Genomic DNA, 22,128 nt, shown 5'->3' on the forward strand with positions numbered 1-22,128 from the left:
TCCGCCGACATATTTCCTCCCTGGGCATGAGGCATCGCCGTCTTCATTGCCGATAACCTTGGAGAAACAGATCCTTTGCTTCGCTATAAGGATCAACAGTTACTAACACGTCGAATTGCAGGAACCCTTGATCTTTGCCAATCCCCACCGTCGAATTGACGGTTGGATCCGCGAGAATCCCGGACGAGTAGATTTCATCACCGGCCTGCTGTACACGCTGTTCTGCATTCCAGCAGCCCTCAGCCTCGCTTCTTCAATGTCAGTTGCCGCCGTTCTCGCCGTGCTGAGTCTCTCTCTTCTCCAGTCAGCGCCGCTGATGGTGCGGCGCCGTTGCCCATGGGCAGCGACCCTCGTTGTCGCCATCGGACATCTATTGCAACTGGGCTTTGACGGGCTAATGATGTTCTCGCAAGTATCCGTTCCAATTATGGTTTACACCATGGCTGTCTACGGGAAACGCTGGCAGTCATTCAGCACGCTGGGGCTGGGTCTGATTGGCGCGTTATTGGCGACGTTCAGCATGTTCGGCGCCTCAAGGTACTCGCCTGATCCATCACCCGTCTTTACCTTCGACATGATGATCTCTTTCGTGGGTCTTGCATTGGTTGTCACCCTTTCCTGGACCTTCGGTGACTTAGCGCGCACGAGACGTCTGGCCATGAAGTCCCTGAGGGATCATGCCGAACGCCTCGAGAAGGAACGCCTCACCGAGCGCGCTCTGGCAGCTTCCGACGAGAGAAACCACATTGCCCGCGAGATGCATGACATCGTGGCCCATTCGCTCTCTGTCATCATCACCCAGGCTAACGGGGCACGATATGCGGCGGCGAAAGACCCGGAGATTGCCATCGAGACCCTGAAGACAGTTTCAGATACTGGCCGCGCTTCACTGAAAGAAATGCGCAGGCTTCTGGGAGTTCTACGCAAAGATGAGGAATTGGAGAATCGCCCTCTTCCGTCATTGGCAAACGTACCTGAACTCGTAGAAAGCGTTGCCGTGTCCGGACTGAATGTCCATCTCGAAACTTCTGGAACCCCGCGGAAAGAACTACCGGCAGGCGCGGAGCTCACAATCTATCGATGCGTTCAAGAATCGCTCACGAATGTCATTAAACACGCTGGTCCTGACACGCAGACCCAAGTCCATATTGAGTGGACTTCCCGAGGCTTGAATTTGAGCGTCAGCGACGATGGGCGGGGTGCCGGTTCCATCGTCCTCGAAGGCGTAGGACAAGGTCTGCAGGGAATGAAAGAACGCGTAGCCTTATATGACGGTACCTGCACTGCGCTCCCCCGGACCGGGGGCGGTTTCGCCGTTAATGTTTCCATCCCTTACACCGAGGACTAATATTCAAATGCCTAAAACAGATGCCATCAAGGTCGGCTTGGTCGATGATCAGCTCTTGGTTCGCAGTGGCTTCAGAATGCTCATTAATTCCCAGGAAGATATGGAAGTCATTGTTGAAGCTGGCAATGGCCGTGAAGCACTAGCTGCACCACTAATGGCCCAGGCGGATGTCATCTTGATGGACGTGCGAATGCCGGAAATGGACGGCATCGAAGCTACCGAACGCCTATTGGATCCAGATAAGAAGGCCGCGGATGGTCCCAAGATCATCGTCCTGACGACTTTCGACATGGACGAATATGCGCTAAGCGCCATTCAAGCCGGCGCCAGCGGCTTTCTTTTGAAGGATGCGCCCCCAGAAGAACTCTTGGAATCGGTGCGCACGGTCAATCGCGGCGATGCCGTCATAGCGCCATCGACCACTCGACGGTTGCTGGACCACATGGCCCCAATGCTCAAGAAGAGCTCGTCACAGCACAAGGATCACCTGATTGCCGCTGTTGAATCGCTGACACCTCGCGAGCGGGAAGTGTTTGGCTTGATTGCAGAAGGCTTTTCCAACCCGGAAATCGCAGAAAAACTATTCCTGTCAGAAGCTACAGTCAAAACCCATGTGGGCCATATTCTGGCCAAATTGGAAGCTCGCGACCGGGTCCAGGCTGTAGTCATCGCCTACCAGACCGGAGTCGTCACACCCTGACTGAATGAAAAAATTGAGGTGTTCTGCTCGGATTCAAAATCAAGCAGAACACCTCAACTTCCTCTCAGGAAAACTTTTACTTCTCTTCCTCGTAGCGTGGGAACACAGGCGAAGGAGCTGGGAGCTCAGTGCCTGGGACCAAAGCGCTATCAAAGGACTCGAAGGTTCGCGCCGAACCTTCACCAACTGCCAACGCATTGAGCATAGAAGTCATGGCCTGGGGCAATACTGGCTGAAGCAGCAACGCCACCTTGCGGACAATCTCAATGGTCACGTACAAGACTGTAGCCATACGCTCAGGATCGGTCTTCTTCAGCTTCCATGGTTCCTGCTCAGCGAAGTAGGCGTTGGTGTCGCCCAGAACGTGCCAAACGGCTTCAAGTGCCTTGCTGAATTCCTGACGCGAGAAAGCATCGCGGTTGATTTCCAGCAGCTTGCCGGCTGCTTCCAGAATCTGCTGATCAGCTTCCAGCAATTCGCCCGGGGTCGGGACTACTCCCCCACAATTCTTTGCGACCATCGAAAGTGAACGCTGTGCAAGGTTGCCGAAGTTATTGGCCAGGTCACCGTTAATACGGGCAACGATGGTCTCGTGGTTGTAGCTGCCATCGGCACCGAACGGAACTTCACGCAGGAAGAAGTAGCGTACCTGGTCCAAGCCATAACGGTTCACAAAATCATCTGGGGAAACCGTGTTGCCTAGGGATTTGGACATCTTTACACCGTTATTGTGCAGGAATCCATGGATCATGACGCGCTTAGGCAATGGCAGTTTTGCAGACATCAGGAATGCTGGCCAGTAGATCGCGTGGAATCGCGAGATGTCTTTGCCGATCACGTGGACATCTGCCGGCCAGTATTTCTGGAAAGAAGCAGACTCAACGTCCGGGAATCCAACGCCCGTCAGGTAATTGGTCAGGGCGTCTACCCAGACGTACATTACATGCTTCTCGTTGCCCGGTACCGGGATGCCCCAATCAAAGGTCGTTCGAGAGATCGAAAGGTCCATCAGACCGCCTTCGACAAACCGTACTACTTCATTGAAGCGGGAACGTGGCGCGCCGAATTCAGGATTGTTCTGGTAGTACTCCAGCAACTTGTCCTGGTACTTGGATAAGCGGAAGAAGTAGGATTCTTCTTCAGTCCAAGTAACTTCGGTGTCGGTTTCAACGGCATAACGAATGCCGTCCTCGCGCACTTCCGTTTGGTCTTCTGTGTAGAAGGCCTCATCGCGTACCGAGTACCATCCTGCGTACTTATCCAAGTAAATGTCATCATTGGCTTCCATGCGGCGCCAGAGTTCCTGCGCAGCCGCATGATGGTCTGCATCAGTGGTACGGATGAAGCGGTCGTAGCTAGTGCCCAGCTCATCATTCATGGCCTGGAACGCATCCGAGTTACGCTGAGCCAGCTGAGCCGGAGTGATCCCAAGATTCTCTGCGGTCTGCATCATCTTCTGGCCATGCTCGTCAGTGCCGGTCAAGAAGAAGACGTCATAACCATCTAGGCGCTTGAATCGAGCCATAACGTCGGTAGCCACTACCTCATAGGCATGCCCAATGTGCGGGGTACCGTTCGGGTAAGAAATAGCCGTGGTGATGTAAAAAGGTTTCTGCTGAGAAGTCACGATATAAATTTACCTTAGCTAGCATCAGAAAGCGGATTTCCAGATTGTACTGACTCGTCACATGATCTTGTCCAAATACTCCCAGAAGGCGCCTCGAAGCGTGCGGCGGATGATCTGCTGATCAGTTTTCCATTCGCCAAGCACTTGAGCGCAATCCTTGAGCAAAGTCCTGTCAATTTCGGGTGGCAGCTGCGGCTTGTCAGCGATTAGTTCTACTACGTCAGACTGTGTCGTGAAGGCAAGCCAGGATTCAGCAACCTTTGCGCCGATCTCTTCTGCAACCTTCAACTCTTGTTGCTCATAAGCGGCAGAACCCTGATAACCAGAACTTTCACCACCACTGGAGTAGATCACCACAGGTTCGGCTTCCGGTTCAACGGTTGGCCTGATAACTGGCTTCTGAGCCATGACGGCAGGAGTAGGAACCGATGGCTTCGCTGCTGGCTTCGCTGCTGTCTCCAAAGACGCACTAGCAATTAGAGACGTCTTTTCAGAATGATTCTTGTCCCATTCCAGAACCTTGGTGAATGCGCTATCCAATAGTTGATTAGGAACGATTTCAATGTAGTCAGCGGTCAAAGCCAGGTGTTCAGCCACCGAGGCTACTCCAAGACGGCTATCGGATTTCGCTACGCCTAGTAACACTACTTTCATGCCCAAGTCTTGTGCTTCTTCGACGGCCTCGGCGAGGTCGTCATCGCCGGAGACCAAGTAAGCAATTGAAGCCGAGCCATTACGGGCAACCCCCACAAGGTCCAGGGCCAGTCTCAGGTCCACGCCTTTTTGCTCGCCGTTATAGGAGATACGGCCTAGGCGCACTTTAACGCCGGGTATTAAGCCAATCCGCTTATGCTGTTCAGTAAATAGTCCGTCTTTCGAGGCGTCGTACCAATAAACGCGGAGGTTATTAAGACCCGTGTTCTTCTTTACGGTTTGCACGATCCCGCGAACCAGCGCCTCGTAATGTGTCGTGAAGGCTGAACGCAAAGTTGTTCCAGCGGCTCGATGACCGCCTAGTGAGAGTAGAAATCCGGCATCAATAAATATCGCAGTTTGGTTCATCATGTTTCGATCGTACTCAGACAATCAGGAAACGGTCTAAGTTCACTCACTAAAATTCACTGAGTCTCGACAGGTAATACCCGTCCTGATGCAATGCCAATCCTTGATGGCTCATAAAATGCAGCGGTAGTCTTCATGAGTACTTCAGACTTCAGGACGCAACTCGCCGGCGGCCAACCAGCTAACGAGATATTTAGGAGAATCTTGTCCACAAGCGTTGCGAAACCATTCTGATCCCCTGCAAGCAACCATAGCGACGTCCCGAGCGGCACTAGCTACCACATCATTAGCTAGTCGGGTTGCCTTCGCCGTCGTATTCATGTTTTCCACAGGGAACTTCACACAACCGATCTATGAAATTACGAATCAAAAAGGCCGACACCTCAGTACAGATCTGGTTATAACAAGCAGGTGAACACTCCCTTGGCACTAGACCAATCCATGAGCAAGCCGAACAAGCATCGAATGGATCCTGCCCTACGTAATGATTCGCACTACGGTCGTCATGACACACGCGGACGCGCAGGATCTACAAGTGCTAACCAATACTATTGTCCAAGTGAAAATATCGGCGACAATCGCGAAGCGCTGATTAACATCTGAAAGACCACGTCAGGGATGCATTATCCACGTTACTTACGAATTGGAATGCACAATGCAGCATCTCGCGGGACTCCACTAGAACTGGAATTCATGTGTTTGAGAACGAACACTAAAGTTAACGCCAAATGAACTTATATCTACCAACATGATAAGTTAGAGGGCGCGCCGTTCAAGAACTTTACACATAGGAGCAAGCGTGGCACGAGTATTTTCGGAGTTTGAGTACGAGGATCGAACCGTAGAGTACATATTTCGCCCTCCTAAAAGAGATCGGCGCCACCTCTTAGTAATATTCTCTGGCGGTTTCGTCGGTGGAATAGATTTTGCTGGACAAAGCACGAATCTAATCGAGTCCGCCATTCTCTGGATACGAGATCCGCACAACTCGTACTACATTCAAAAAGGTGCTGACCCATGGTACTCACACTCTGCAGATGCGCTCATCGGTGAACATGTGTCCTTGCTGAATATAACCAAAGATGATGTCGTATTGCTCGGAGCCTCCAAGGGTGGCACTGCCGCTCTCTACCATGGCCTATCCGGAGGATACAAGAATATCGTTGCTTCTGCTCCACGAATTCATCCTGCCAAGGGCAACAAGCAGCAACGACCACTAATCGTAGAAGAGTTAGTTGGCTCTAATTCACTTGAAGCGGAAAATGCATTCGACCAAGTGATTCCAAATCTATTAATGGCTAGCCCCAAAGAGAAAAATATTTACATCTTCACTTCGCTTGCCGATAATCAATATTCGACTGATATCGAACCCAATATTCCACTCTTTGAGCAATATGCAAATTTTAACCTAATTTGCACTGATTCCGCGTCCGTTAACCAGCATGAGGACGTCACACTATACAACATCCAACCGATAATGAGCATAATCGGATTGTTAACGGATGGATTCGCCCCAAAGCTAGACCGCTATGAAAACGGCCTCAAGTCAACCGGAAACCTGCCCCGAAGCGTTGAGAACTCGCCATTCTTCGAAACGTTGGTCAACGATGTAGACCAATTGGAAGTTCGCCCAGACGGCCTTTGGATCGCTGGCCGTTCCTTCATCCGAGGCTACGATACCTCTGAATATGGTTCTGCACGCCGGTACTTGCAACTACGAAAAGGCAAGAAAATTCATCGGGCTTACCTTGGAGGATTGAAGGACCGAAGGAACAACCGGGACTACTTTGACCACGAGTCAATAAGCTATGCCGCTGGCGGATACGCGCCGCAAGGAAACAAACCTATTCATCTAGATGACCTAGATCCAGGTGCTTATGAAGCGCGCATGCAGGTTACGACAGAAAGTACGACCTTAGTGTCGAACGAATTCAATGTCCGCTCAACATACTCCTTTCATGCAATCAAGGATTTTGTAATTTCCGTTGAGTCTATCGGATCATCTATAAAGCTAACCAAAATGCCAATCCATCTCAGAACGACCGTAGATGGTCAATACACGCTTGAACAGTACTGGCTTAAAGACGGAAAAATCCATTTGTCAGGACGCTTCTGCCTGAACAACATAGATATTTCGGCTTGGTCCGATGTTGAATACCGACTACTTTTCCTTGATGAAAGTACTCGCCATTCCGCTAGTCAAGTGTCGTTAGCTAAGTACAATCGAGAATTGAATCCAATCTCTTGGAGAGACAATTCGAAATCGAATTATTCAACGCCACGGCATCGCGGAATAACATTGCCTCAATTGTCACCTGGGAATTATAGAATAGCCCTTATTGGCTCGTTCAAGAAATTTATTCAGACCGTCGATACGAATCTAACCCTGGTAGTCGGCGATAATCCAAATGACGTCCAACTAGTAAAGTATTGAGCCGTTGACAACTTTAAAAAATCCTTTGATCTCAGTTCTCGTAGCAGCATATAACGTCGAACAATTTATAGATGCTACGCTCCAATCATTCGATGATCAAATATCTGGCCTCGATCAGATTGAAATCATTATTGTGAATGATGGGTCCACCGATTCTACATTGCGACTAGCTGAAATTTGGGCTTCGGATAAGCCAAACGTCAAAGTAGTCGATAAGGCTAATGGTGGCGCAGCAAGCGCCAGAAAGGTAGCCCTGGAGAATGCAACCGGAAAATGGATAACGTCGGTTGATCCAGACGATATACTGGACGACAAGTATTTCGAGGAGATCCTTAAATTCCTTGAACTTGATGGCGCACACAATGCCCATATGCTTGTGACTCGCATCTTGACTTTAAATGACGCAAACGGTCGATTGTCGAATAATCATCCGCTTGAGTATAGATTTCGTCACGGCACCCGCATCGTTTCCCTCGTTGATGAACCAGATATAATTCAGCTAGGTGCCACAGCTCTTATATTGCGTGAAGTATTAGAAAGTAATTCTCTTACGTACGACACTCGCATCGAACCAACATTTGAAGACGCCCATTTGCTCGGCCGCTATTTGTCTAAGTTCGAGGAGCCATTGGTAGGCCTTGTACCTCGCGCCAAATACTACTATCGCAAACGCGCCGACGCATCTTCCTTGGTTCAAAGCAGTTGGTCTAAGCACGAGCGCTTCAGCACCGTGCTACGTTTCGGTTATTTAGATCTCCTGAAGCAAGTTCATTGGACCTATGGATACGTGCCAACATGGGCTCAGAATATGGTTCTTTACGATATATTCTGGTATTTTAAGGAAGATGCCGGACAGTACTCTCGTGCAGCTTGGATTGACGACACACTTCGCGACGAATTCATGGAACTTATGCGCGAAATTTTCGGATATATAAGTGTCGCGACCATTAATCGATTTTGGATCAATCCCATATGGTGGACTCTACGGCAAGTGGTTATCACTTATTTCAAGTGCGAACCGAATGAACTTCGAATCGTTCAGTGGTCTTCTTCAGAGGCCAAGCAAGAAACGAATTTTTCCATTCTCCAGCATCCTCATCACGAAACTAATATCGATGTCTGGTGCGATGGTGTGTTGCTTAAACCAACGTCTGAAAATTTCGTCGTGCACAAGTTCTTCGACGTACCTATGCTCCGCGAACGTGCAATTACTGTACCTCACGGTCGCGGTAAGTATACTTTTATGGCCGATGAGGTTCGATACTACGCTACAAGAGCAAAAACAAAGGTCCCAGCGGCGAACATCAACCATTCTAAGATCGTTCTTAGCTGGAAGGATACTAGAAACTCCCACCGTAAAATTCAAAGTAGAACCATTCGCAAGCTGTTTTCCCTTAAGAAAACCATTTATCTGCGCATGCTTTCTACAAACCAGAGTTTTGCAAAGGTAATTTATCAGGGTGTCAATTCTCTCGTAAGAAGCCGAATAGCAAAATTTAAGCGTGTCCAGGCGAACAAGAAGTCAGAAGCGCTCTTCGAAATGGCCAAAGCAAAGCATGTTTCGAATAAATACCGTGACGCGTGGATTCTAATGGACCGCCCAGATAAAGCGGATGATAATGCCGAGCATCTATACCGTTTTCTCCAACAGAACCATCCAGAAATCAATATCGTTTTCGTTTTGCAAAAGACATCGTCGGATTGGGAGCGTCTTTCCCAAGAAGGATTCCGATTGCTGGAGCCTGGTTCCGACGAACTAGTTTTGGCTGTGCTAAACGCGAAATTCCGCATCTCCTCTGATGCAGTGGCAGCTTGTATGTACCCAGTCCCTCGCCAACTGGTGAACAAAGGTACTAGCAAGTTCATATTCTTGCAGCATGGTGTACTCATGAACGATCTCTCACGATGGCTTAATCCTAAGGACATTGCTGCAATAGCGGTCTCTTCTGTAGACGAGGAACAGGACTTGGTTGGTGAAAATTCTCCATACGTTTACAAGAGAAACCAGGTCCTTTCAGTCGGCCTTGCGCGATTCGATCAGCTACGCAATCTAAGCAACCAGACGGATCCGGTTAGAAAGACCCGGATCGTGGTTATGCCTACTTGGCGGCAACATCTTCGCGACACAGCAACAAGAATTGAATCACCCGAAGAACGTCAAAAGTACTTGGAAAGCACACAATTCTTTACAGAATGGATGAAGGTTCTTCATTCTTCACGCTTGCGGCAACTCTGCGAGCAACAGGGAGCTAGTATTACATTCATCCCCCACCCAGCGCTTCGTGAAATTATCCATTCGGTGTCCTTCCCTAAACATGTGGAGGTGGCTGACATGTCAAAGAACTCGATGCAGCTGCTTCTTTCAGAGGCAGCCCTATTCGTAACAGATTATTCGTCCGTAGCATTTGATGCTTCATTTATTGGTTGCCCCACGATTTACTACCAATTCGATAAAGACGAAGTGTTTTCAGGCACGCACAATTTCCGTGTAGGATATTTCGACTATAAGACTCACGGACTTGGCCCTGTCCTTGAGAATTCCGACGACACAATAGACGCGATCTACGCATATACTAATAGAACTTACGATGACAGCACATATAAAGAACGTCGTATGAAAACCTTCATAAATAACGATTCCAATAATTGCTCACGAATTGTTAAGGCTATCCAGGGCATCTAATAGAAAAGCTATTCTATTAGTCGAGCCCTGTACGGACTCAGAACCGTAAATCTGCGGTCAAGTCGTTAGTAATATGCGTGAAGGTCAAGCACGATGTGCTTGACCTTCACGCATGTTTAAAAACTACATGTATGGCGAACGTATCCGGAAGCAACTGTACGCTTATGGGATACGCCTTCAGAATGATTCTTATCCATTGGTTCGCACTAGCAGTTCCCGGTAAAGCAACTGGTAGAACTCGGACTCGTAGTGGACTGGCCCGGGCCCCCAAAGATGCTTGGAATCTCCAAGTATGTCCTTGAAATCCATCTTCACTATTTCACACGGAACAATCGATACGAAAACAGCTTCAAGTTTATTCCAGTAATCATTTTGCTGATCAACGAATTTTTTGCTGAATGCCTTCGTTACGCCATTCGCACGGTGGTGAGTCACGCACCGAGTACTATTGACTAAAACTTTCGTTTCAGGTGCTTGCCCTGCGAGTAAGTCGCGGAATCTCTCACATGCTTGACTAAAGAGATCAAGGTAAGCCGACTCATCGGTCCACATAGATACTTTAGAAGTTTGATCGATCTGCTGGTAGAACTGAGCTTTCCCAATCTTCCAGTCATTGTCCGTTACCCAGGTACCGTCATAGCCGATCACTCCGAATCGTGAATCTGTGAAGAAATCAACAAGAATTATTTCGGGCGGCTGCTTAGCAAATGCTGCCACATAATCCTTCGCGAAATCTTGTCTCACTACCCGGCGATCATGTTCACCGAGATCCAATATTTTTTGATCTGCGATGTGGGTCGGCCGGGCCATGAGCGAAATCAATGAGGACTGGAACGCTTGTCCAGTTATTGAGAAATTACGCCTCCAATTAGGAGTAATTTTCGAGTTAAAGACATCTCGCGAGACACAAGCACCAATGATGTCAATTGTCGTCGAATGTTCTTTCTGAACATCGACAACGATATCCAGTTTCGGCGAAGCAAAAATACTTGTAGCGGCGAGCCCCACTACTCTAACTTCATATTCACCCTGCGGCAAAGAGGATAGCTCGATACCCTTGTAGCCTTTGGTGGCGTAAAAGGCTTTGGACTGATCATTAAAGAAGTTGCCAGTTCGTTCAGCAATATCCAACTTATGATCACAAGCAGCTGGGCGATAGATCCTCTCACCTCGCGAAATCTCGCTGAACTCCACGAAGTATCGGACCGATTTCCAATCTTCAATATCTATGCCGGGAGGAACGAGGTACCCCTTAAGAAAAAGTTTACTCTCCAAAATCTCATTCTGAATTGGGTCGAAGTAGCAATCAGAGTTTGACAAATTTTTGAATGAAACCACTGATAGGCTAAATTCTTTGTCATTTTTTCTTAAACGGTACACACGTCCATCATGATAAGAGGTTAAGTCAGCTGTTGCTCCGAGATCGCGAGCAGAAGATTCTCGAACGCCATCCACCTCCACAGCCAGACTAAGTTCGTACTTCCCATCCGGCAAACCAGTAACGTTAATGCCCTTATGCCCAACTGTGGCAAATGAAGCATGTGAGTGATTGATGAATGGTTCGCTGTAATATTTACCGTTAACATTCTCATCAGATATTTGCCCTAAAGGGGAAGATATCTTATGATTTTTTCCGTTGAATACTAACCAATTTTTCTGACTGCCCCATGTATCCGAAACGTGATTTTCAAAGAGCGCATATCCAGTCAAAAATAATCTTCCATTACGTATGAAAGAACTTTCAACAGAAGCGTGCATCTCACCGAGACTAATGTTTGGAGTTCGTGCTTCAATTTGCTCAGGTCGCCCTGCACCGTTTCCAATTTCACCGATAATGGGCTGAATGTCCTCAGCAAGAAGAGAAAGGATAGCTATAATTCCAGGCACATTATACTTTGTAACTTGATTATGGCGAGTGATGAGCGGAGTCTCAGAGGTGATTAGGTTGAAATTATCGAATTTTCTCATCAATGAGAGATTGGGTACAATTTCTGATTCGTACTGATAATCTGCAGGAGATGTGAATAAGTAGATATTTTTCTCTTTGTTCGAATATTCTAACTCCCTAATAAGAATGTTATCGAGTTCGAGCAATTCCTCTGGTGAACCCGTAGGTGTCATAGAAGTAATGCATTCATTCCACGCACTGGTAATATATCTTCCAATAAAAAATTGCGGAACTGTAATTACAATATTTCTGTAGCCAAATCTGGCAGCATAATAAAGTGCGGCAGATCCACCTTTTGAAAAACCCGATAGGGTGCATTGGTGTTTATTGAGTCCGAGCTCGTCAAGCTTAGATTCAATGAACTTGTTTATTTTATGCGCCAGATCTTCTCCTCGTCGATGCCTCATATAATAGGAGTATTTGCCGTCGAAGCAATCATCAATCCAAAGAATATTAGCTGTCAGTTTAGATAAAGCTTTTCCCTCAAAATCGAACGTTCCCTTTTTTCGAAATCCTGAAAATATTACAATTAGGTGCTTTCGATCATATTTTGCTTCTTGAAACTTATATCCAATTTGTATATCATCGACTATTAAATTTTCCATCTATAACCTCATTAATTAAAATAGCTTTCAGGGGACGGTTTACTCGCTCGCTCCACCGTTTCTCGTGGCTGGTGAAGCTTCTGCAGTACAACTACGATACCAACTCAAAAGACTGCTGATGATCTGCGCAATGCAAATCGTCAGCAGCCTTTTTAGCAATCGGTCGAACAGTTACATTTTATGATTTAGTCGGCCAGGTTAATCTCTCGCGCAACACTTGCGCCGATGGCAGCACCAACGACATCCAGAACGCCCTGTGGCAACGCCGAATCAATATTGATGACCGCCAAAGCTTCCGACTTCTTCTCATCGCGCGATACCTGCATACCGGCAATGTTGACGCCCTGCTCCCCCAGCACATTACCCAGCGAGCCAACGACGCCTGGACGATCCGCGTAGCGAACGACGATCATGTGATCCGAAATAGGGATTTCGATTTCGTGGCCGTTGATGCCTACGAGCTTCTCGATCTGCTTAGGACCGGTCAAGGTACCCGCTACAGCAAGCTGGGTGCCCTCATTGGTGGATCCCTTGATAGTCAGCTGGTTGCGGTATTCAGGCGAATCAGGGGTGGTGATCAGACGGGTAGCAACACCACGCTGCTCAGCCAAGACCGGGGCATTCACATAGGACACCTGATCTGAAACAACGTCCATGAAGACGCCCTTGAGTGCCGAGAGCTCCAGGGCCTTGACATCCAGTGCAGCGATCTCGCCGGCAACTTCAACATCAATGCTGGTCAGCGAGCCGGAAGTCAACGCGTTGAAGATACGGCCCAGCTTCTCAATCAGCGGGATACCAGGGCGCACGTTCTCATCAATGACGCCGCCAGCAACGTTCACAGCATCCGGGACCAATTCGCCAGCCAGTGCCAGTCGAACCGACTTGGCAACCGAGACACCGGCCTTTTCCTGCGCTTCATCGGTTGAAGCCCCAAGGTGAGGGGTGACGGTGACGTTTTCGAATTCAAAGAATGGAAGATCGGTGCTTGGCTCCTTGACGAACACGTCAATGCCGGCGCCTGCAATCTCTTCATTCTTCAATGCTTCGTAAAGCGCATCTTGATCCACCAGGCCACCGCGGGCCACGTTGACCACGTACGCGGACTTCTTCATCTTGGTGAAGGCGTCCTTGCCCAGCATGCCCAGGGTTTCCGGGGTCTTTGGCATATGGATGGTGATGAAGTCGGCCTCAGCCAGCAACTCGTCCAAGGTAAGCAAAGTGACACCCAGCTGTGCAGCACGGGCAGGAGTGACGTATGGGTCATAGGCAACAATCTCCATGTCGAAGCCCTGCAGGCGGGCAGCAACCAGTGCACCGATGCGGCCCAGTCCGATAATGCCGGCTTTCTTCTCGAAGAGTTCAACGCCGGTGTAGGCGCTGCGCTTCCATTCGCCGTTCTTCAGCGATGCGTTCGCAGCAGGAATTCGACGTGCCAGGGACACGATGTGGCCCACGGTCAATTCAGCCGCGGAGATGATGTTGGAGGTTGGAGCGTTTACCACCATGACGCCAGCCTGGGTGGCTGCCTTGATGTCTACGTTATCCAGGCCCACGCCGGCACGGGCGATAACCTTCAGGTTCTTTGCTGCGGCGATAGCTTCGGCATCCACCTGGGTTGCGGAGCGAACGAGGATTGCATCTACCTCGGCAATGGCTTCGAGCAGCTGGGAGCGGTCAGCTCCGTCGGTCTGACGAATTTCAAAGTCGGGGCCGAGAGCAGCAACGGTTGCTGGGGAGAGTTGTTCGGCCAGAAGTACGATTGGCTTGTTGTCAGACACGGGTGTGGCACCTTTGCGATTTCTTGGGCTGATGCTTGCATGGAAGCAGCTATTTTTCACTGCCTACATTTCCAGAGTAGCGCTATGCATCCCCCGTTTTCCCTCGAATTCATGCATGTTACGCAGCGAAAAGCCGACTTTGTGAAAACTTTCACTTATTCGATAGACTGTGTCGTTCACCCAGATAACCGCCACCATTATTGCACTTAAAAGGCATTTCATCAGCAATTTTTCATGCATGCTAAGCCCTTGGTGAAGCCTGACTCGATCCCCTTGTCGTTATTGATCGTTCCTCACTTCGCGGCCAAGGATGCCTTCGCTTCAAATGTCGCGATTATTGATTTGCCGCGCTGCGCTGGATGGCCAGTGTCGTAGCTTAATAGGCGAAACACCGGCTGCCCCGTTTCATGGGGCTTACCGGTGTTCTGTGTAGCGTCCGCCTCAACGCTACTGTCAGTTCTAAGCGACCAACCGCCGTTTGGTTGCACCCTCAGCTTCAGCCTCATCGTAATCGATGCTTCCGAATTCACCGATACGTGCACCGATACCCAGAAGCTCGGCAATCGCGGCAACAGTACGTTCTGCGGCCAACCCATCGCCATATGGGTTGACTGCGTTGGCCATTTCTGCGTAAGCACTTGGGTCATTGAGAAGCTGGCTAACCGAATCCACGATGCGCTGTTCGTCCGTGCCGATGAGTCGCACGGTTCCTGCAGATACGGCTTCGGGCCGTTCCGTGTTCTCTCGCATGACCAGGACCGGCTTACCCAGGCTTGGGGCTTCTTCTTGGACGCCGCCGGAGTCCGTGAGGACCACATTGGCGGCATCCAGAATCCGAGTAAATTCACCGTAGCTCAGCGGTTCAGTCAGAGTAATGTTCTGAATGCCATCGATGCTTGGAAGCAATGCCTCGCGGACTACCGGGTTCCGGTGCAATGGCAAAACAAACTCCACGGTTGGCTCGGCCTGGGCGAGACGAGCCAACGCCCTGGCTATACGCCGCATTGGCTCGCCCTGATTCTCCCGGCGGTGCGTAGTCACCAGCACAATACGCTTGCCGCTGGCCACCAGCTCCTCTAGCTTCTGGTCTTCAAAGGCAACACGCTTCGCAACTACTGTCAGCAGCGCATCAATCACTGTGTTACCGGTAATCACGATGTCGTCCGGTTTTAGATTCTCGCGAACCAGGTTGTTGCGGCTAACTCGTGTAGGCGCCAGATGCAAGGCGGCCAGCTGACTCGTAAGTTTGCGGTTGGCCTCTTCCGGGAACGGCGAATACAGGTCATGACTTCGCAGGCCTGCTTCGGCATGAATTACAGGGATGCCACGGTAGAACGCAGCCAATGCTCCTGCTGTTGACGTCGTAGTGTCGCCCTGCACGATCACCGCATCTGGTTTTTCGCGTTCAAGTACATCATCAAGCCCCTTGATGGTCTTGGTCAGTACGCCGTTCAATGTCTGGCGAGGTTCAATGATGTCCAAGTCGTAATCAGGGGCGATGTCGAACAAGGCGTTCACCTGGTCCAGCATTTCCCGGTGCTGTCCGGTTACTGTCACTACGCAGTCAAACTGGTCGTTATTCTTCAACGCGGTGACAATCGGAGCAACCTTGATGGCTTCTGGACGGGTGCCGTAAATCGGCATGATCTTCTTAGGCATGGATATTCTCCAAAACGTCAGGCTCTTCGTTGTTTCCTTGTGCGCGGAAACGCCACTGTCCACGGGTATCAATAACCCGCTTGCCCTCGAGCTGCGCCGGCTGAACATCTGCGTACTCATCATGATCAACGAGCAGTACAACAGTCCCTGCCTGCTCGATAGCGTCAGCAGTGTCTGCCAACTCGACGTTTTCTATCGCCGCGAATGAGGCCGGCAGTAGCTCAACATTTGGTTCCGAAATGACGAATCGAGTTTCTGGATTATTCTTGGCCAGGACCAAGGCGATCTGCAGCGCCGGAGACTCTCGAAGGTCGTCGATGTTCTTCTTGAAGGCAAGTCCCAGGAGCGCGACTACAGGATCAGAAGCCTGTGACATCAGCTCTTCAGTCTTCGCGATGACCCAGTGCGGCTTAGCATCATTGGTGACACGTGCCTGGCGAATCAGCTGCGCCTCCTCTGGTGCGGCGGCAACGATGAACCATGGGTCGACTGCGATGCAGTGTCCCCCAACACCTGGGCCCGGCTGCAGGATATTTACGCGCGGGTGGTGGTTAGCCAACTCGATGAGTTCCCAGACATTGATACCCAGCTTGTCCGAAATGGTGGACAGTTCATTTGCGAAAGCGATATTAACGTCGCGGTAGGAGTTTTCTACCAGCTTTGACATCTCTGCAGTAATAGCATCTGTAGTCAGTATCTCGGCCTTGCAGAACGTCTCGTAAAGATTCTTGGCTAACTCAGCGGCCTTCGGAGTAATACCGCCCACGATTCGGTCGTTGGTTACCAGTTCCTTCATGACATAACCAGGCAAAACGCGCTCAGGGCAGTGAGCAACCAGAAGCTGATCCATGTCCAGGTCCGGGCGAGCGGCAGCCAGATGACGGGCAAGATGTTCGGTGGTACCTGGAGGAGACGTGGATTCGAGAATCACCAGTTCATCACCGGTCAGCAGTGGAGCAATGCCATCCGCTGCGGCTTCGATGTAGCTGAGGTCAGCTGAGTAATCATCGTTGAATGGAGTAGGCACGGCCAGAATGTATGCATCTGCGGCTCTGGTCTCCAAGCTAGCGGACAGCATGCCAGCCCCCACGCCACGAGCAACGAAGTCACCGAGTTCTGGCTCTACGAACGGCACTTCGCCATTATTTACCGCGACTACGTTGCGCTCATTGACATCAACGCCATGAACCCGAATTCCGTTTGCGGCAAGAATTGCGGCGGTCGGCAGACCAATGTAGCCCAAGCCGATGACGGATACTTCTTTAATGTCAGTCACGTAGATGACTTCCTACTCCCTAGAGGGAGCTACTTGCAGATTGCTAACAGCTCCAAATTGATTTTCCTGAGGACGGAAACAATCCAGTTGTTCCACCTCTCATCACTAAAACTAGGGATCGATAGTTAATGGCAAGTAAACAGGTGATTGACTATCGAGAATAAATTCCCTTAAGTTTGCGTGAACAAACTGTCCAGACTCGGTCGGATAAAACATTCTTGCGACCTGACTGGCCCAAATGTTGTCTCAACGTTGGATCAATGAGTAGTTTTTCCAGAGCTTCACTCCACGCCATTACGTCTTCGGGTGGGACAAGAACCCCATCAACATTATCTCGAATTAGTTCTTCAAGCGCCGGCAGTTTGGAGGCCAGCACAGGAACACCACTGGCCATTGCTTCTACCGGTTTCAATGGGGTGACATCACGGGTTACTGATAGCGCCTTACGAGGAACCGCAAACACATCAAGCGCTGCATGATACTTTGCTGCTTGCTGGTGCGAAACGCGACCAGCGAAAATACAACGCTCGCCCACACCCAGGTCGTGGGCCAGGCGCATTAGCACTTCACGCTCCACGCCGTCGCCCACAATCAACAAATGCAGATTTGGCCTGCGTTCTGCCAGGCTAGCCATGACCCTGACGAGCGTATCGAGACCTTCGTAGGCAACAAGTGAACTGACTGTCCCAAAATACTCTGCGTGCGGTTCCAACCCCAGCGCGGTTCTTGCTTCGACCGCAGACAGTGGCTGATCAGTATAGGGTTTCCCAACACCGTTCGGGATAACCGTTATTTTCTCCGGCCTGACACCGGAGTCTTCTAGGTTTTTACGCATTGCTTGGCCCAGAGTTAAAACTTCGCTCGCACTCGCAGCCATTTCCGCTTCGCGCGCCTTGAAAAGCCGGTATCGCTGCGACTCAATGGCAGAAGCTGGTCGAGTCGATGCCCACGTATCAGCGAGCTGACCGCGGACTTCGTAAACCCACGGCAAATCAAAAGACTTCGCAACAGCACGAACTGCGAGTGCGTTGGTGAAGTCCGTCGTGGTATGCAGGATAGTTGGCTTCAGCTTCTCAACCAAGGCTGAGAGCATCTGCGTTTGTTGCTGAATTCTTCCAGCTGTATCGAATTGCAGATTCGCTGGAAGCAGATGGTGATAGGTAATTCCGTCCACCACTGATGCTCCCTCTGCCAAGGGGTGCCCAATGGATAGTGGATAACCGACCCGCGTAGCTGCGTGCACTTCGACGTTGTCGCTTTTTAGCGCTAGCAGAAGGGAATGGGTCCGCTGGGTATAACCGCTTGCGGTAAAAGGAAGGGAATTAGTTGCTACATATAGGACCCGCACCGGTCCACTTAGTTCCCAGTCACGTTCCTTTAAACTTGCAACTGGATTCCAAGACTCAAGCACCCTGAGTTCACTGCGATAGTGGCGCAGCTGTCGCGACCTCGAATTGCCGCTGCGGGAAAGTACATTGATGGCTCTATCCAGGTTGCCCATCGAGAAATCCAAGCGCGCCTTTGATCTGGCAGTTACTTCGGTTACCGGTGCGCATTCGAGAATGGCAGATGCCAAATCCCATAGCTGGGCTGCTATAGCGGTGTTTGCCAGCCGTGATGCATTAGCCGAATGAGTCCATTGTTTCTTCTGGGAGGTTATATATTCGGACACCGCTACACGATCTTCACTCAATAGCGCGAGCAGTCCGTCAATTTTCCCGGCGACGAGAGGCGCGCCTCTAAGCTTTTCCAACCGCTTCAGTTGCGGGCCTTTTGCAAATTTCCGGACAGCTTGAAGACAGAAATATTGTGGATCGTCTAAAAGGTTCTCAGTGATGAGTCGGATCACGTTCAGCATGTTTTGTGCTTTATTTCCAGGGAAGTACCCCACATCAGGATTCATGATCTACCCTCCACTAGGGCCGTCAGTTCACTCAGATACTTGGCGCCGAGCCGGTCGAGCGAAGCGTTCTCAAGAACCCACTGAGGCCCTTGTCCATTGTGGGTTTGCGAAGTCTTTGAAGCACCCATGATCGTCAAATGATGAACCAAGCTTTGCACGTCTTGTGGCACAATTTGGCCGGCATTCGATTCCTGGATAATTCTCGTTGCTTCTCCTCGAACCAACCCAGTAATGTGCCGATTGAAGTAAAGCAGTTCATAGAGCTTTGAAGGAATTGTATGTTCAAAGCTTGGCCAATCCGGACGAAGACTTACTATGCAGGTATCAGCCCATGCGTACTGTTCAAGGACTTGCTCGCCACGAACTGGGTGCAAAAATTCCACAGGCGCATCGAGCTTGGCGGCCAGCTTCTGTAGCCGCTCCCGTTCCGTACCATCACCGACGAAACGAATTCGAATGGAAGACGGAAGCTCAGCAGCTGCTCGAATCACGACATCTAAACCTTGGCTCAGTCCCAGATTCCCCAGATAAAGCACGTGAAGGAGGGAGTCCCCACGACTGACCCGGGGAAGGGTGGAGGTGTAGTTCGACAGGTCAACGCCATTTGAAATGACGGATACCCGTCGAGCCCCCTGTTTACGCGCGACATCACCCAACCCAGGGGTTACAGTCACAACCAAATCGGCGCGGCTTAAGACATAAAGGATCAGTTTGGTGACAACCGGTTCCAATTTGGATGACCGCAAGATATTCGACTCGCTAAGAAGATTCGGCCACGAATCGCGAAGATCTACTACAAGTTTAGAACGAAACAATCGGCTAATGATAAATCCGCTAAGTAAGGTGCTAAGTGCAGGAATCGTTGCAATCACAACATCCTGACGGCCTACGAATAGGCAAGCAGGAATCGACGCCAGCGCCTGAAGCACACTACGCATGGCTCTGAATACCAAAAGCTTGGGCTTGCCAAATGTCGGATATCGGACGAGTCGAATGCCACCATCTGTGATCTGAAATGCTTTGCCCCCTGGGTTAGGTGCGACGACACTTATTGAGTTGCCTTGGGTAGCAAATACCTCGGTGAAAGCTCTCCATCGCCGTTGAGGGGGTGTAAATTCCGGAGAAAAGGAATGCGTAAGGAGCAGAACTTTTAAGTTCTTCGAATCAGAAGAAGACATGATTATCATTTCTGCCAAACCATTGAAGGGTGCCGGTTGCTGCGAGCTCTCGATCATTCGCTTGCCAAGTGTGGCCGGTTCCCGCAGAGCGCATCTGCACGAAGTTGAATCGATCCGCCGAATAGATGCGTGCTCCCGCTTGGCCTATGCGGTTCAGGAAATCCGTGTCTTCCCCTCGGCTACGATCGGCAAAGCGATGTTCTTCAAACAGATTTCGCGTACCCAATAGCGTCGGTCCCATGACAATATCTGTAAAGCGATGCTCGCGGTCTGCCATACGAAGAAGAGTCCGATTGGTTCCTTCGAGGTACATATAGTGCGCCTGTTTACCCACAAGGTCTGCTCCGCTAAATCTCAAAGCATTGATTTGATCAGCAAGGTAATAGCAACCGTAAAGGTCGTCATCATCCATTTTGGCAACAAAGTCGCCACCACTGCGTTCAATGCCCAGGTTCAAGCACTGGCCCAAGCTCAACTTGCTATCCGCGTTCACCGTTACAACGTCTCTAAAGTTTCCTTTTTCCAGCGCTTCACTAATGATTTTCCGCTCTGGCTGGAATCCGTGGGACACCAGTATCAGTTGTAGCTCAACATCGGTTTGCGCACCGATCGTTGAGAGCATGTGGGCAAGCTGCTCAGGTCGTCGTGTAGCTGCTATGACACTCACATTTCTTTTAGCAGCCATGGAGAACTTATTTGCCGTTGCATCCGTTGCATACTGGTCCAGACCGGCTAGGCTCAAGACGTTCTGGCTACGGTGGGCGTAGCTATGGTTCATCCAGATTCGACGTTGCGCCAGATGGACGCTTCTGTCACGTTGCTCTCTGCTCCTCGCAAGCATCCTCAAGGTTTGGGAAGCCTGTTCGACGTCAACGACCTCGAAGACTTCATCAGCTGCGAAATAGGTGGACAAAGCTTCACTCGGAGCAGACACCACTGGTGTACCGCAAGCAGAAATTTCGAAGATTCTTCGCGCACACATGCTTGGCGAATCAATGACCGAATTTGCGTTCAAGAATGCAACAAAATCCTGGTACGCGAGGACCATCTGATCATAGGGTAGTGAGCCAATAACTAACTGCGCGTAAGGATCAGGGAACTGATAATTCGGGTCATTACCCAGTTGACGGGAGAAGATTGATACTGGTTCTCCCCCATGCTGAGCTGCATCACGTGCCCCATCGAGCAGGAGCTGCAATTGCTCGCGGCGTTCCGGATATTTGTGGGCGAAATACATGCCAGCGAAAGCAACGCCCTTCGGGTCTACAGACCGTGTCCGAACCGGGTTGTGAATTTCGGGCTGGGCAGCAAACGGCAGTACTGCGATCCGGTCGTGGCCGAGATTTTCACGGTAATTCTCAATCTTCCGTGAATCAGAAGTCAGAACCGCGTCGAAGAGCTTAGCTGTCTCCAAAAAGTCAGCATAGTGCGGTGGGTCTTCCTTATTCCAAAACACTGTCGGGATTCCCGCGTCCTTGAATCCACTAACCATCTGTGCCACGGCATCTCGCGGTGCCGACGGTCCGGTGAGATGATATTGCCATGCGCCGTTGTTGCCGTTCCAGGCAGACTCCACAAATAGCAATTCGAAGTTCTCGGTTCGAAGTTGTTGTTGCCAGTTCTCGGGCGTCACCAATCCAAGGTTCCATTCCGCACCCCACGCGACCTGGCTGAAATCGTCGAGAATGGCAGCTACACGAATAGGTGTGCGGGCACGCCCCTTATTAACGGCCAGACCGGCGCGGCCGCTTCCAACGTGGGCTTGTCCTCGTTTCCGCTTCGAAGGTACTGAAGGATTGAGCCCCAACGCTTGGCGGCGCTGCCACTTCTTGAATTGCGGCAGCCCGCCCCTGCGCAAATGCCATAGACCTCTGCGCAGTGAATCGATGTCCATCTATTTCTAAACTTTCTCTTGCCCAACGCG

The 22,128-nt window shown here is 50.3% G+C and carries 13 protein-coding genes; 4 read left to right on the plus strand and 9 right to left on the minus strand.

Annotated elements, in window-relative coordinates; all coding sequences use genetic code 11:
- Positions 1-127 precede the first annotated feature (127 nt).
- Together ACNPM8_RS17815 and ACNPM8_RS17820 are read left to right on the plus strand one after the other, a co-directional pair.
- Entirely contained in the window at positions 128-1,348 is a 1,221-nt protein-coding gene (locus ACNPM8_RS17815; RefSeq protein ID WP_448940351.1) for a sensor histidine kinase, read from the plus strand.
- 7 nt (positions 1,349-1,355) lie between these two features.
- Complete coding sequence (locus ACNPM8_RS17820) at positions 1,356-2,048, plus strand: response regulator (RefSeq protein ID WP_426734661.1); 693 nt, start codon at positions 1,356-1,358, stop codon at positions 2,046-2,048.
- A gap of 76 nt (positions 2,049-2,124) precedes the next feature.
- Here the strand turns inward: ACNPM8_RS17820 and metG are convergent, their stop codons facing one another.
- A complete protein-coding gene (metG, locus tag ACNPM8_RS17825; RefSeq protein ID WP_448940352.1) occupies positions 2,125-3,675 on the minus strand; it encodes a methionine--tRNA ligase in 1,551 nt (516 codons plus the stop codon).
- Between the two features lie 57 nt (positions 3,676-3,732).
- Positions 3,733-4,740 carry an NYN domain-containing protein gene (locus ACNPM8_RS17830; protein ID WP_448940353.1) on the minus strand — a complete coding sequence of 336 codons (1,008 nt, stop codon included), beginning with the start codon at positions 4,738-4,740 and terminating at the stop codon, positions 3,733-3,735.
- Between the two features lie 796 nt (positions 4,741-5,536).
- Between ACNPM8_RS17830 and ACNPM8_RS17835 the strand changes: the two genes are divergently transcribed.
- Positions 5,537-7,171, plus strand: coding sequence for a hypothetical protein (locus ACNPM8_RS17835; protein ID WP_448940354.1), 1,635 nt, complete (start codon positions 5,537-5,539; stop codon positions 7,169-7,171).
- A 4-nt stretch (positions 7,172-7,175) separates the two neighbouring features.
- Positions 7,176-9,854, plus strand: a complete 2,679-nt coding sequence (locus ACNPM8_RS17840) for a bifunctional glycosyltransferase/CDP-glycerol:glycerophosphate glycerophosphotransferase (protein ID WP_448940355.1) — start codon at positions 7,176-7,178, stop codon at positions 9,852-9,854.
- Between the two features lie 189 nt (positions 9,855-10,043).
- Here the strand turns inward: ACNPM8_RS17840 and ACNPM8_RS17845 are convergent, their stop codons facing one another.
- From ACNPM8_RS17845 to ACNPM8_RS17875, 7 genes are all read right to left on the minus strand, one after another.
- Positions 10,044-12,407: an accessory Sec system protein Asp2 gene (locus ACNPM8_RS17845; protein WP_448940356.1), complete on the minus strand. Its 2,364-nt coding sequence runs from the start codon at positions 12,405-12,407 to the stop codon at positions 10,044-10,046.
- 185 nt (positions 12,408-12,592) lie between these two features.
- Positions 12,593-14,188, minus strand: a complete 1,596-nt coding sequence (gene serA, locus ACNPM8_RS17850; protein ID WP_448940357.1) for a phosphoglycerate dehydrogenase — start codon at positions 14,186-14,188, stop codon at positions 12,593-12,595.
- Positions 14,189-14,647: 459 nt separating this feature from the next.
- Positions 14,648-15,847, minus strand: a complete 1,200-nt coding sequence (wecB, locus tag ACNPM8_RS17855; RefSeq protein ID WP_448940431.1) for a non-hydrolyzing UDP-N-acetylglucosamine 2-epimerase — start codon at positions 15,845-15,847, stop codon at positions 14,648-14,650.
- The gene (wecC, locus tag ACNPM8_RS17860; protein ID WP_448940358.1) at positions 15,840-17,123 is read right to left on the minus strand and encodes a UDP-N-acetyl-D-mannosamine dehydrogenase; all 1,284 of its coding nucleotides are present in this window, start codon (positions 17,121-17,123) and stop codon (positions 15,840-15,842) included. Before wecC ends, wecB begins: the two co-directional genes overlap by 8 nt.
- 151 nt (positions 17,124-17,274) lie before the next feature.
- Positions 17,275-19,026 carry a glycosyltransferase family 4 protein gene (locus ACNPM8_RS17865; protein WP_448940359.1) on the minus strand — a complete coding sequence of 584 codons (1,752 nt, stop codon included), beginning with the start codon at positions 19,024-19,026 and terminating at the stop codon, positions 17,275-17,277.
- Entirely contained in the window at positions 19,023-20,204 is a 1,182-nt protein-coding gene (locus tag ACNPM8_RS17870) for a glycosyltransferase family 4 protein (RefSeq protein WP_448940360.1), read from the minus strand. Before ACNPM8_RS17870 ends, ACNPM8_RS17865 begins: the two co-directional genes overlap by 4 nt.
- Positions 20,191-22,098 (minus strand): glycosyltransferase family protein, encoded by a 1,908-nt coding sequence (locus tag ACNPM8_RS17875; RefSeq protein ID WP_448940361.1) that lies wholly within the window; start codon positions 22,096-22,098, stop codon positions 20,191-20,193. The genes ACNPM8_RS17870 and ACNPM8_RS17875 overlap by 14 nt, the downstream gene beginning before the upstream one ends.
- Between the last annotated feature and the right edge of the window lie 30 nt (positions 22,099-22,128).

The sequence above is a fragment of the Glutamicibacter sp. AGC46 genome, assembly GCF_053543715.1.

Excerpts from the sequence above, each read along its gene's own strand:
- ACNPM8_RS17820 (WP_426734661.1), top strand. The coding sequence starts at position 1,356 with ATGCCTAAAACAGATGCCATCAAGGTCGGCTTGGTCGATGATCAGCTC.
- ACNPM8_RS17830 (WP_448940353.1), bottom strand. The coding sequence starts at position 4,740 with ATGATGAACCAAACTGCGATATTTATTGATGCCGGATTTCTACTCTCA.
- ACNPM8_RS17845 (WP_448940356.1), bottom strand. The coding sequence starts at position 12,407 with ATGGAAAATTTAATAGTCGATGATATACAAATTGGATATAAGTTTCAA.
- wecB (WP_448940431.1), bottom strand. The coding sequence starts at position 15,847 with ATGCCTAAGAAGATCATGCCGATTTACGGCACCCGTCCAGAAGCCATC.
- ACNPM8_RS17865 (WP_448940359.1), bottom strand. The coding sequence starts at position 19,026 with ATGAATCCTGATGTGGGGTACTTCCCTGGAAATAAAGCACAAAACATG.
- ACNPM8_RS17870 (WP_448940360.1), bottom strand. The coding sequence starts at position 20,204 with ATGTCTTCTTCTGATTCGAAGAACTTAAAAGTTCTGCTCCTTACGCAT.
- ACNPM8_RS17875 (WP_448940361.1), bottom strand. The coding sequence starts at position 22,098 with ATGGACATCGATTCACTGCGCAGAGGTCTATGGCATTTGCGCAGGGGC.